Below are 12,693 nucleotides of genomic sequence, written 5' to 3'. Positions count from 1 at the left end.
GGCGATGCGGCAACCTGCCAGAAGCGGCCTGACCGACGCCTGTTGAGCCGGGTCAGCTATTTGTCAGGTGATCTCTGGTATCCATATCTTCGGGATGACAAGCTTCTTCATGTGTTCAGGACTGCGCCGAATTCGTACCCTGATCCTTGCGGCTGCCCTTGTGGCCGCAAGCAGCGGTGTGCCGTCCGTTGCGCGCGATCACGATGATGCACGGCGGGCCGTCGAGGCCGGCGAGATCCGGCCGTTCGCCGACATCCTCAATGTAGTGAAGCGGAAGCTTCCGGGCGAAGTCGTCGGTGTGAAGCTCGAACGCGAAGCCGGCGCCTGGATGTACGAGCTGCGTGTCGTGGACGACCACGGGCGCCTGTTCGAAATCCACGTCGACGCCAGGAGTGGCGAAGTCGAACGGACCCAGGAGAGGTGATGCGCGTGCTTGTTGTCGAGGACGACCCGCGGATTGCATCGGACGTCGCGCGCACGCTCGAAGCATCCGGCTACGTGGTCGAAACGGTCGCGAACGGCGAGGACGCCTGGTTTCTCGGCGATACCGAGGACTACGGAGCCGTCATTCTCGATCTCGGCCTGCCCGGGATGGACGGACTCGCGGTCCTGAAGCGCTGGCGCGCCAATGGGCGCAACTTGCCCGTTCTCATTCTCACCGCGCGCGGGAGCTGGGCGGAGCGGGTGGATGGCATCGATGCGGGTGGGGATGACTACTTGCCGAAGCCATTCCGGATGGAGGAGTTGCTGGCGCGGCTGCGGTCCATCGTGCGGCGATCGGTGGGGCACGGCTCCTCGGTCATGACCGCTGGAGAGATCACGCTCGACGAGCGACAGATGAAGGTGACCCGTCGCGGCGTGCCGATCACGCTTTCGCCGCTCGAATACAGATTAGTCGCCCATCTTCTCCGCAATCGAGGTCGAGTCGTCTCGCCGCAGGAGATCGATGAAAATGTCTATGGCCACGGCGAAGAGCACGATTCAAACACGCTCGAGGTGCTGGTCGGCCGCGTACGCAAGAAGCTGGGCGCGGATGCGATCGAGACGCGGCGTGGGTTCGGCTATCTGATGCACGGGGCCCCCGAATGAGCCGGCATTCGCTCAGACTGCGGCTTGTCGCCGGCGGCATTGTCGCGATCCTGATCGCGCTCGGGATCGCCGGCGTCGCGCTGGTCGTCGTTTTCGAGCGTCATGTCTCGCGCACCCTGGCCCAGGATCTCGACGTCCATCTGAAGCAGCTTCTCGCCAATATCGACGTCAATTCCCAAGGCAAGCTGGTTTTGACGCAGACCCCAGTCGATCCGCGGTTCGCGGATCCTCTTTCCGGACTTTACTGGCAGGTTGGCGATGATCACGGGCAGTTGCTGCGCTCACGCTCGCTGTGGGATTCCGCCATGGCGCTCCCGGCGGATCGGCTCGCGCCCGGCGAAACGCACCAGCACGAAGCGGCAGGACCTGATGGTCAGCGCGTGCTGGTGGCCGAGCGAGCCATTACGCTTTCCGCAGGCGGCAAGCCCGTGACCATCCGCCTTGCCGTCGCAGAGGATCTGGCGAGGGTTTCGGAGGCAAGCTCCGCGTTCGCCAAGGATCTCTCGATTGCGCTCGCTCTTCTCGGTTGTGTCCTGGCCCTTGCGACCTGGGTCCAGGTTGGTGTCGGCTTGCATCCGCTGATCGCACTGCATCGCGGAGTAGCCGATATCAGAGCAGGGCGAATTCGCCACCTGCCTTCCTCGGTCCCGACCGAAGTCCATCCTCTGGTCGAAGAAGTCAACGCGCTCATCGATGCGCAGGACACCGAAATCGAACGATCCCGCGGTCGCGCAGCGGACCTCGCGCACGGCCTCAAGACGCCGCTGGCGGCCCTCGCGGCCGATTCGTCGCGCCTCCGGGAGCGGGGCGAGCATGATATCGCCAAGGATATCGAGGCCGTTGGCGAAGCCATGGGGCGCCACGTCGACCGCGAACTTGCCCGCGCCAGGGTTCGTGGGCGCGCCAGAGGCGGCGTAGCGACATCCGTTGCCGTGAAACCGCTCGTGGGGTCCATCATCGCGACTGTGTCCCGCACGCCCGAGGGTGCGCGAGTCAGATTCGAGAACCTCGTCGCCGATGATCTTTGTCTGCCGCTGGATAGGACCGACCTTGCGGAAATCCTCGGTAATCTGATCGAGAACGCTGCCCGCCATGCGGCAGGATGCGTCCGCATTGCCGCCGATCACAATCGGCCGTCCCTCGCTGTCGGAGACGACGGCGAAGGCATTGAACCAACCCACCTGTCGCGCGTGATCGCGCGCGGCACTCGCCTCGACGAGCGCGGAGGAGCTGCGGGTCTGGGGCTTGCCATCGTTCAGGACGTTCTGGACGCGTACGAGTGGGGACTGGAACTCTCGAAGTCGGAGCTCGGTGGGCTGAAGGCGACAATCGGTCCGAAATCTGCGGCGGCCCGGCTATCGAGTTCTTCGAAAGAATCGAACGCGTCATTGCCTTCGCCGCAGAACGCCTGACGCCGCAGATGCCGGCACCAGCATTCTGATTAAGTCCGTGAAAGCCACTCAGAAAGCTCGCGCGGAGATCCAATCACTCGCTTCGGCTGAGCGGGATTTATTGTCCCGGCGGAAATGCGCAGGGCGCGTTCGAGGATCATTCGTGCAAATGCCTTGGCCTCGGCTTCCGTAAGAAAGGTCTTGGTCTCGCGCCGGTAAATTCGGTCCTTTCCGGGGGCGGCCGGTTCGAAGGAGATGTACCACTTCGGTTTCATAGTCAGTCTTTATGCCGATTTGACCTTACAATTCGCTGACAATGTCCAACAGCGTCCCGTCAGCGGGGGTGTCTTATTGATCAGGCCGCGACTGGCGGCGCACTTGATGAAGATCAACCCTCAGACAGGCAGATCGGAGAACAGTTCGCCGGAAAGGCCAATTCTCCGGTCTCGGTCGCCACGATGGGATTTTCGCAATGCATCTGAATTCACTGATGCTCTCGTGGAGGAACGGGGCTCGCATCCTGATGGCCACGGCGTTCCTGAATTTGCCATCCATATCCATGGCCGAGGATGGAGTGAAACTCAGCCCTGAGCAGGCAACGAGCCTTGGGATTCGCGTCGTTCGTCCCGTCGCCAGTCCAACCGACAAGACACTGCCTTATCCGGCACAGATCGTCGTCCCGACGCCGCAAATGTGGGTCGTTAGCGCTCCTGTGGCTGGCATGGTCATCAACCTTTCAGTGGCGCGAGGTGACCGCGTCACGGCTGGGCAGCCGCTCGCTTTGATGGAGAGCCCGGGCTTCGTGTCGCAGCAGCGCGACTATCTGCATGCCGTTGCGCAGGACGTCCTGGCGGCTCAGCAGCTCAACCGCAACACTCAGCTATTTCAAGGGAACGCGGTCGCGCAGCGCGTTCTCGAGGCGAGCCAGGCCGAGGCACGGCAAGCGAGCATTGCGGTAGCAGAGCGCCGTCAGATGCTTCGTCTCAGCGGCCTCTCGGATGAGACCATCGCAAAACTGACCAGCGAGGCGGCGATCAGCGCGACTCTTACGGTTGCCGCTCCGCGGCCGGCGACTGTCATAGATATTGCCGTTTCTCCTGGCCAACGCGTGGAGCAATCGGCGCCACTGATCAAGCTCGCACAACTTTCTCCGCTATGGGTCGAGATCGCGGTTCCGGCATTGAACATCAAAGCCATTCGACAAGGCGCAAAGGTGGAGGTCGATGGTTACGAAACTCCGGGCCAGGTGATGCTGGTTTCCGAGACGGCCGATGCGGCGACGCAAACGGTGCTGGTCCGTGCCGAAGTACCCAATTCGGGCGATTTGCGGCCGGGTCAAACGGCTGCTGCTCGCATCTCCTTTGCCTCCAAACGGGAGAACGCCTGGGAACTCCCTTACAGCGCGATATTCCGCCGCGGCGAGCAAGCTTCCGTATTCGTGGCAGTGCAGGGCGGCTTCCGCCTGGTGCCGGTCACGCTGCTTGAAGAGGACCAAGACCATGTCGTGGTCTCCGGCGCCATCTCGAACGACGACGAGGTAGCCGTCAGCGGCATCTCCGCGCTCCGCGGTATCCTGCTGAAGCTGGGAGCAGGCTAGTGCTCGAACGCCTTGTCGCTTTTGCGCTGTCTCAGCGGCTGTTCGTCGCCCTTGGCGTGCTCCTGTTGATCGGCGCCGGACTGGTCATGTTGCCCAGCCTGCCGATCGACGCCTTTCCGGATGTCTCGCCGGTCCAGGTCAAGGTCATCATGAAGGCGCCGGGTCTCACCCCGGAGGAGGTGGAACAGCGGGTCACGGTGCCGATCGAGCTCGAACTTCTTGGACTGCCGAACAAAAAGATCCTGCGCTCGACCACCAAATACGCCCTGGCCGATGTCACAGTCGATTTCGAGGACGGCACGGACATCTACTGGGCCCGCAACCAAGTGTCCGAACGCTTGGCCAACATCACCCGTGACTTGCCGGAGGGGGTGGCGGGTGGGCTCGCCCCGATCACCAGCCCGCTCGGCGAAATGTTCATGTTCACCATCGAAAGTGCGGAACTTTCGCTGGCCGAGCGACGGAGTCTGCTCGATTGGGTGATCCGTCCGGCGCTACGGACGGTGCCGGGAGTGGCCGATGTCAATGCGCTCGGGGGCTATGTGCGGGCTTTTGAGATCGTCCCGCTCAGCGATGCGCTTGCAGCCCGCGGCATTTCCTACGAGATGTTTCGGCGCGCGATCGAGACGAACAGCCGCAATGACGGCGCCGGCCGTGTCAATCAGGGCGAAGACAGCGCTCTCGTGCGTATCGAAGGCAGCATTCGGACCATCGACGACATCAGGCAGATCGTGGTCGATACCAAGGATGGGGTTCCGATCCGGGTCAAGGACATTGCCCGCGTCCAGTTAGGGGCACTGACACGGTACGGCGCTGTCACCGCGGATGGCCATGGCGAAACGGTCGAGGGCCTCGTGCTTGGTCTGCGAGGGGCCAATGCGCGTCAACTCGTGGCCGACGTGCAGGCACGCCTCGACGAGATCAAGCAATCACTGCCTCAAAGTGTCAGTATCCAGGTCTTTTACGACCGTGGCCGACTGGTCGACCGCGCCGTCGGCACGGTTATCCGCGCCCTTGGCGAGGCAACCGTCCTTGTCGTCGTCCTCCTCCTGCTATTTCTCGGTAACTGGCGAGCCTCTCTGGTGATCGCCCTGAGCCTGCCGCTCGCGATCATGATTGCCCTCATCGTCATGCGCATCGTGGGCATGTCGGCAAACCTGATGAGCTTGGGCGGCCTTGCCATCGCCATCGGCATGCTGATCGACGCGCTGGTGGTGGTGGTCGAGAACGTCGTGGGAAACCTCAGCAAGGAGTCGCAGGGCAAGGCCGCGCCGCTTGTCCATATCATCTATCGCTCGGTGTCCGAGGTGCTTCAGCCGGTTGCCTCGGGCGTGCTGATTATCATGATCGTATTCGTGCCGCTGCTGACGCTGGAGGGGCTTGAAGGGAAGTTATTCATCCCTGTGGCGCTCGCAATCATCTTCGCGCTTGCTGGCTCGCTGCTCTTGGCGCTCACGGTCATCCCCGTGGCAACTTCGTTTCTCCTCAAGAGCACCTCGCACCACGAGCCGTGGCTGATCCGAATCGCGTCGCGACTTTATGCGCCTGCACTTGCTTGGGCTCTGAATAATGAGCGCAAGGTCATCATCGCGGCGGTGGCGGCCCTCGTTGCTGCCGGCTATGCCTACACCCAGCTCGGCAAGACGTTTATGCCGACGATGGACGAAGGCGATATCATCGTCAGCGTCGAGGCGCTACCGTCGATCAACCTGGACGAAATGATCGCGATCAACGCCAGGCTTCAATCGGCCATTCTCGCGAAGGTCCCTGACGTCAAGAGTATCGTGGCCCGAACCGGATCCGACGAGCTCGGGCTTGACCCGATGGGACCCAACCAGACCGACACGTTCCTGGTTTTGAAGCCCGCAGAAGAGCGAAAGGCAATCGACAAATCTGCCCTGATCGAAGAGTTGCGGCAGGTGCTCGGCAACTTCCCGGGGCTATCTCTCAGCTTTACACAGCCGATCGACATGCGCGTGCAGGAAATGATCAGCGGCGTCCGCGGCGATGTCGCGGTGAAGATCTTTGGACCTGATATCGCCAAGCTCAATGAGATTGCGAGCAAGCTATCCGCCATTTTGGCCGGCATCGACGGCGCTGAGGATGTCTACACCACACTCAACGAGGGTGCCCAATATTACACGGTCGCCGTGAATCGGATGGAGGCGGGACGCCTCGGCCTGACGGTGGATGCCATCTCCACTTCGTTGCGCACCCAGATCGAGGGACGCACGATCGGCACGGTGCTGGAAGAGGGCCGCCGTACTCCCATCCTGGTTCGCGGCAGCGAAACGACGCGCGAGGCTCCGACACTGCTCGCGAGCCTGCCGCTGACGCTCGCCTCGGGCCAGCACGTAGCGCTCTCGCAAGTCGCCCGCATCCAGCGGGTGGACGGTCCCGTTGTGGTCAATCGCGAGAATGGGAACAGGATGAGCGTCGTGCGAGCCAATGTGCGTGGCCGCGACATGGTCGGCTTCGTCGAGGCGGCCCGGCAGAAAGTCGCCGCGGAATTGCCGTTGCCCGGGGGTTACAGGCTGACTTGGGGCGGTCAGTTCGAAAATCAGCAACGGGCGGCGGCGCGCCTCTCAATCGTGGTGCCGGTCGCGATCGGGCTGATCTTCGTGTTGCTCTTCACGACGTTCGGTTCGATCCGGCAAGCGCTGCTGGTGCTCGTCAATATCCCGTTCGCCGTGATTGGCGGCGTGTTTGCTCTGGTGCTTACCGGCGAATACCTTTCAGTTCCGGCGTCCGTCGGATTCATTGCGCTGTTGGGAATCGCCGTGCTGAACGGCGTCGTTCTGGTCTCCTATTTCAACCAGCTGCGTGCCCACGGCGTACCGGAGGGTCGCATCGTCGTGGATGGCGCCATGCGCAGGCTCAGACCGGTCCTGATGACGGCGAGCATCACGGCCCTGGGCCTGATCCCGCTCTTGTTTGCAACCGGCCCGGGATCGGAGATCCAGCGTCCGCTCGCCATCGTGGTGATCGGCGGCTTGCTCTCCTCGACAGCCTTGACGCTGATCCTTTTGCCGATCCTTTATCGCCGATTTGGCGGCATCATGAAGGAGCCCAAATGAGCGCCGAATTCGCCTGCCTCACGCTGATCGCGGGCCGAGCGCTCCGCGACGAATTGTTCGACTTTCTGAGCGAGCAGCGCGATCTCGTTTCCGGCTTCACGGCCTCGGACGCCGCCGGCCACGGTCCCGACGTCCGGTTGCAGACGCCGGAGGAACAGGTGAGGGGACGTGCTGACGAGCTCATGGTGTTGATCATTCTACAGGGACAACAGGCGGCGCAACTGCTCGAACGGCTGAAGGCGGCCTTTGTCGGATCCAGGATCGTCTATTGGATCATGCCAGTCACGGAATTTGGCGTCGTCGATCGTCCCGATCGATGAGCCCCGCGATACCTGCTGCGGCACCATACCGGGATGCCAAACCCGGAATTCATTCCAGCGGCTATCCCCGGTCCGGTTGGCCACCGCGGTTCATATCGAAGACCAGCTCAAGCGCGGATATCCGCGAGCCGGAGAACTGCTGCCTCACAGCCTTCCGCTTTTGGAATCACTTCGACGGCACTCCACAAACACAAGGCACGTTTGTCCGCCCAGCGGAGGAGTGCCGTTTGGCGAGGGCTCCAGGACCTTGGCCCAGGTCCATCCAGCCATATCCGTAATTCGCATAAGGTATATTATGGAATATATTTATGTCGAATTAGATCAGTTATTTAGGCCGGATTGCTGCCACGCCACCTTGGCTCCGGCATCAATTTCGGGCCCGGCGATCGCCGATCGCTTCCCGACCAGACGTCTACTGTGCATGGGGTTGTTTTCGCGTTTTCCATCGCGGCCGGCCACACCGAAAGCCGATATTGCCGCGACCTTGTCCGGCTGCAATAAGCGAACTCCGCGAGATCGCAGATGACTGCCGACCTGACGTCCGTATAGGTTTGCGTCTCACAACAAGAACAAACTTTTGAGGAAGCAGACCCATGGTCCTTTCAACGCGTTTTTCCCGCCGCACGCTTCTCAAGGCCTCTGCCGCGACCGCCGTTTTCGGCGGCGTCAGCGCGCCCTATGTGGCCCGGGCCCAGGCCGCGCAGTTCACCTACAAATACGCCAACAACCTGCCTGACTCGCACCCGATGAACGCCCGCGCCAAGGAGATGGCCGCGGCGATCAAGAGCGAGACCAATGGCAAGTTCGACCTCCAGATCTTCCCGAACAACCAGCTCGGTTCCGACACCGACATGCTCAGCCAGATCCGCTCGGGCGGCGTCGAGTTCTTCACGCTGTCCGGCCTGATCCTGTCGACCCTGGTGCCGGCTACGTCCATCAACGGCATCGGCTTCGCGTTCCCGGACTACGACACGGTCTGGAAGGCCATGGACGGCGACCTCGGCGCCTATGTCCGCGGCGAGATCAAGAAGGCCGGCCTCGAGGTGATGGACAAGATCTGGGACAACGGCTTCCGCCAGACCACGTCGTCGACCAAGCCGATCAACGGCCCTGATGATTTCAAGGGTTTCAAGATCCGCGTGCCGGTGTCGCCGCTGTGGACCTCGATGTTCAAGGCGTTCGACGCCGCGCCCGCCTCGATCAATTTCGCCGAGGTCTATTCCGCGCTCCAGACCAAGATCGTCGAGGGCCAGGAGAACCCGCTGGCGATCATCTCGACGGCGAAGCTGTACGAAGTCCAGAAATACTGCTCGCTGACCAACCACATGTGGGACGGCTTCTGGTTCCTGGCCAACCGCAGAGCCTGGGCTGCGCTGCCCGACGACATCAAGGCCATCGTCGCCAAGAACATCAACGCCGCCGCCGTCAAGGAGCGCGAGGATACCGCCAAGCTGAACTCAAATCTCCAGCAGGAGCTCGCGGGCAAGGGCCTGACCTTCAACCAGCCGGCGATCGCGCCATTCCGCGACAAGCTGCGCTCCGCCGGCTTCTATGCCGAATGGAAGGGCAAATACGGCGAGCAGGCCTGGGAGCTGCTGGAAAAGGCCGTCGGCAAGCTGTCGTAACGCGTTGGGGCCGTCATGGCTCGGGTCGGGGTTCAGGTGACCGAAATGGCGGGCGAGGCGGCTGTCCAGTCCCCTCGCCGACGCTCACGGCTGGCCTCGCTGGAGCGCCTTCTCGGCCTCGCCGTCGATATCCCCGCCGCGATCCTGGTCGCCGCCGAGATCGTGATCCTGTTCGCCGGCGTGGTCGCACGCTACGGCCTGCACCGGCCGCTGATCTGGTCGGACGAGCTTGCCTCGATCCTGTTCCTGTGGCTGGCGATGCTGGGCGCGGCGGTGGCGTTCCGCCGCTCCGAGCACATGCGTATGACCGCGATCGTCGGCAGCGCCGGGCCTGCGATGCGGGCCTGGCTCGATCTGGTGGCGGTCTGTGCCGCGCTGGCATTCCTCGCGATGATCGTCTGGCCGGCCTACGACTACGCGTACGAAGAGAGCTTCATCACCACGCCGGCGCTCCAGATCTCGAACATGTGGCGCGCCGTCGCGCTGCCGGTCGGGCTTTGCCTGATGGCGGCATTCGCGCTGCTGCGTCTCGTGCGTGCGGCCGACTACCTGAAGGTGCTGACGGCCGCGTTGTCGGTCGCTGCCGTGGTCGGGCTGTTCTGGCTGGCGCAGCCTTACCTGCGGCCGCTCGGAAATCTCAACCTCCTCATCTTCTTCGTCGGAGTCGCTGGCTTTTGCGTCTTCGCTGGCGTTCCCATTGCGTTCGGCTTCGGCCTTGCGATCTTCGGCTATCTGGCACTGACCACGCACACGCCGGTCATGGTCCTGGTCGGACGGATGGACGAAGGCATGAGCCATCTCATCCTGCTGTCGGTGCCGCTCTTCGTGTTTCTGGGGCTTCTGATCGAGATGACCGGCATGGCCCGGGCCATGGTGGCGTTCCTGGCGAGCCTGCTCGGCCATGTCCGCGGCGGCCTGCACTATGTGCTGGTGGGCGCCATGTACCTTGTCTCCGGCATATCAGGCGCCAAGGCCGCCGACATGGCTGCGGTCGCGCCCGTTCTGTTCCCCGAGATGAAGCAGCGCGGCGCCAAGCCCGGCGATCTCGTCGCACTGCTCGCGGCCACGGGTGCCCAGACCGAAACCATTCCGCCGAGCCTGGTGCTGATCACGATCGGCTCGGTCACCGGCGTGTCGATCGCCGCCCTCTTCACTGGCGGCCTGCTGCCCGGCGTCGTGCTCGCACTCACGCTCTGCACGCTGGTGTGGTGGCGCTATCGCCATGAGGACATGAGCCATGTCCGCCGCGCCACCGCGTCCGAGATCGGCAAGACCTTCGTCATCGCCCTGCCCGCGCTCGCGCTGCCCTTCGTGATCCGCTACGCCGTGGTCGAAGGCATTGCGACCGCCACCGAAGTCTCCACCATCGGCATCGTCTATGGCGCCCTCGTCGGCCTGGTCGTCTATCGCCGCTTCGACTGGCAGCGGCTGTTTCCGATGCTGGTCGAGACGGCGGCGCTGTCGGGTGCGATCCTGCTGATCATCGGTACGGCCACCGGCATGGCCTGGGGCCTGACGCAATCGGGCTTTTCGCGCTCGCTGGCCTCCGCCATGACCGGCTTGCCTGGGGGAGCTGCGACCTTCATCGCCGTGTCGATCCTGGCCTTCACCATCCTCGGCAGCGTTCTGGAGGGGATTCCCGCGATCGTGCTGTTCGGGCCGTTGCTGTTTCCGATCGCCCACGCCGTCGGCGTGCACGAGGTGCACTACGCCATGATCATCATTCTGGCGATGGGTATCGGGCTATTCGCGCCGCCCTTCGGCGTCGGTTATTATGCCGCCTGCGCCATCGGACGCGTCGAGCCGGCCGAGGGCATCAGGCCGATCTGGGGTTATCTGCTGGCGCTTCTGGCCGGATTGATCGTCGTCGCAGTCTTTCCCTGGATCTCGATCGGATTCCTGTAACGCGCGGCGCCAAGGAGGGTGTCGATGAGTGATCTGCAGAACCAGTACAATATCGGTCTCGACAAGACCCCCGCCAATTACGTGCCGCTGTCGCCGCTGAGCTTCCTCGCGCGCAGCGCCGCGGTGTATCCGGATCACGTCAGCACGGTCTATGAGGGCCGCAGCTTCACGTGGCGCCAGACGCACGAGCGCTGCAAGCGATTTGCCTCCTATCTCGCCGGCAAGGGCATCGGCGTCGGCGATACGGTCGCTGCCATGCTGCCGAACATCCCGGCGATGAACGAGGCCCATTTCGCGGTTCCCATGACCGGCGCGGTGCTCAATGCGCTCAACATCCGCCTCGACGCGCCCTCGATCGCATTTCAGCTTGACCATGGTGGCGCCAAGATCATTCTGGTCGATCCTGAATTTTCGGGCGTGATCATCGATGCGCTGGCGCAGATGACCGGGCCGAAGCCGTTCGTGATCGACGTCGACGATGCCGCCTTCAAAGGCGGCAAGCGCATCGGTGAGATCGAATATGAATCCGCCCTCGCTCAGGGCGACGCGAATTTCACGGCGATCCTTCCAAGCGACGAATGGGACGCGATCGCGCTGAGCTACACCTCGGGCACCACGGGCAATCCCAAGGGCGTCGTCACCCATCATCGCGGCGCGTATCTGAACGCTGTCAGCAACATTCTCGCCGGCAATCTCGGCCAGCATCCAGTGTACCTCTGGACCCTGCCGATGTTCCATTGCAACGGCTGGTGCTTCCCCTGGACGCTTGCGGCGGCCGCCGGCATCAATGTCTGCCTACGCAAGGTCGAGCCGACCAAAATCTTCGAGCTGATCAGGCTGCACGGCGTCACCCACATGTGCGGCGCGCCAATTGTGTACAACACGCTGATCAACGCGCCCGATGCGCCCAAAGTAACGTCAACCGGCAACGCGGCCCGCCGCGTCGTCGGCCTGATCGCCGGCGCAGCCCCGCCGGTTGCAGTGCTTGAAGGCGCCGAAAACATCGGCATCAAGCTCACGCATGTCTACGGCCTGACCGAGGTGTACGGCCCCGCCTCCGTCTGCGCCGAGCAGCCCGGCTGGGACGAGCTTCCGCCTGCCGAGCGCGCCAAGATGAAGCGTCGGCAGGGCGTGCCCTACCCGCTCGAGGAAGGCGTCACCGTCATCAATCCGCAGACCATGCAAGAGGTGCCGCGCGACGGCGAGACCATCGGCGAGGTCATGTTCCGCGGCAACATCGTGATGAAGGGCTATCTCAAGAACGAGAAGGCGACCAAGGAATCTTTCGAGGGCGGCTGGTTTCACACCGGCGATCTTGGTGTGCTCGATGAGCACGGCTACGTCACCATCAAGGACCGCTCCAAGGACATCATCATTTCGGGCGGCGAGAACATCTCCTCCGTCGAGGTCGAGGACATCCTCTACAAGCACCCGGCCGTGCTGTTCGCGGCCGTGGTCGCAAAACCCGATCCGAAATGGGGCGAAGTACCCTGTGCCTTCGTCGAGCTCAAGGACGGCGCGAGCGCGAGCGAGGCCGACATCATCGCCTTCTGCCGCACACATATGAGCGGCTTCAAGACACCGAAGGCCGTGGTGTTCGGATCGATCCCGAAAACGTCGACGGGCAAGATCCAGAAATTCCTGCTGCGCAACGAAGTTGGATCGGCGAAAGCGATCTCGACCTAGCGA

At 62.9% G+C, this 12,693-nt stretch carries 10 protein-coding genes; 9 read left to right on the top strand and 1 reads right to left on the bottom strand.

Going from position 1 to position 12,693, the window contains the following annotated elements; all coding sequences use genetic code 11:
• Positions 1-109 precede the first annotated feature (109 nt).
• From XH91_RS18175 to XH91_RS18145, 6 genes are all read left to right on the top strand, one after another.
• Entirely contained in the window at positions 110-424 is a 315-nt protein-coding gene (locus XH91_RS18175) for a PepSY domain-containing protein (protein WP_128951837.1), read from the top strand.
• Positions 424-1,089, top strand: coding sequence for a response regulator transcription factor (locus XH91_RS18170; protein WP_128951836.1), 666 nt, complete (start codon positions 424-426; stop codon positions 1,087-1,089). The genes XH91_RS18175 and XH91_RS18170 overlap by 1 nt, the downstream gene beginning before the upstream one ends.
• Positions 1,086-2,501, top strand: coding sequence for a sensor histidine kinase (locus XH91_RS18165; protein ID WP_128951835.1), 1,416 nt, complete (start codon positions 1,086-1,088; stop codon positions 2,499-2,501). The genes XH91_RS18170 and XH91_RS18165 overlap by 4 nt, the downstream gene beginning before the upstream one ends.
• Before the next feature lie 451 nt (positions 2,502-2,952).
• On the top strand, positions 2,953-4,077 hold the full coding sequence (locus XH91_RS18155; RefSeq protein ID WP_128951833.1) for an efflux RND transporter periplasmic adaptor subunit: 1,125 nt from the start codon (positions 2,953-2,955) through the stop codon (positions 4,075-4,077).
• Positions 4,077-7,154 carry an efflux RND transporter permease subunit gene (locus XH91_RS18150; RefSeq protein WP_128951832.1) on the top strand — a complete coding sequence of 1,026 codons (3,078 nt, stop codon included), beginning with the start codon at positions 4,077-4,079 and terminating at the stop codon, positions 7,152-7,154. Before XH91_RS18155 ends, XH91_RS18150 begins: the two co-directional genes overlap by 1 nt.
• Positions 7,151-7,474, top strand: a complete 324-nt coding sequence (locus XH91_RS18145; RefSeq protein ID WP_128951831.1) for a DUF3240 family protein — start codon at positions 7,151-7,153, stop codon at positions 7,472-7,474. Before XH91_RS18150 ends, XH91_RS18145 begins: the two co-directional genes overlap by 4 nt.
• Positions 7,475-7,795: 321 nt before the next feature.
• On the opposite strand, the gene XH91_RS38885 is transcribed toward XH91_RS18145, so the two are convergent.
• Complete coding sequence (locus XH91_RS38885) at positions 7,796-7,972, bottom strand: hypothetical protein (RefSeq protein ID WP_164933963.1); 177 nt, start codon at positions 7,970-7,972, stop codon at positions 7,796-7,798.
• Positions 7,973-8,067: 95 nt separating this feature from the next.
• On the opposite strand from XH91_RS38885, the gene XH91_RS18140 reads away from it, so the two are divergent.
• Genes XH91_RS18140 through XH91_RS18130 form a run of 3 tightly spaced genes read left to right on the top strand, consistent with a single transcriptional unit; the run spans position 8,068 to position 12,690 of the window.
• Positions 8,068-9,099, top strand: a complete 1,032-nt coding sequence (locus XH91_RS18140; protein WP_128951830.1) for a TRAP transporter substrate-binding protein — start codon at positions 8,068-8,070, stop codon at positions 9,097-9,099.
• Between the two features lie 15 nt (positions 9,100-9,114).
• Positions 9,115-11,004 carry a TRAP transporter large permease gene (locus XH91_RS18135; RefSeq protein WP_128951829.1) on the top strand — a complete coding sequence of 630 codons (1,890 nt, stop codon included), beginning with the start codon at positions 9,115-9,117 and terminating at the stop codon, positions 11,002-11,004.
• Positions 11,005-11,028: 24 nt separating this feature from the next.
• The gene (locus tag XH91_RS18130) at positions 11,029-12,690 is read left to right on the top strand and encodes an acyl-CoA synthetase (protein WP_164933964.1); all 1,662 of its coding nucleotides are present in this window, start codon (positions 11,029-11,031) and stop codon (positions 12,688-12,690) included.
• Positions 12,691-12,693 lie beyond the last annotated feature (3 nt).

The organism is Bradyrhizobium guangzhouense (genome assembly GCF_004114955.1).
GTDB lineage: Bacteria > Pseudomonadota > Alphaproteobacteria > Rhizobiales > Xanthobacteraceae > Bradyrhizobium > Bradyrhizobium guangzhouense.
This window is presented reverse-complemented; position numbering and strand designations above follow the sequence as displayed.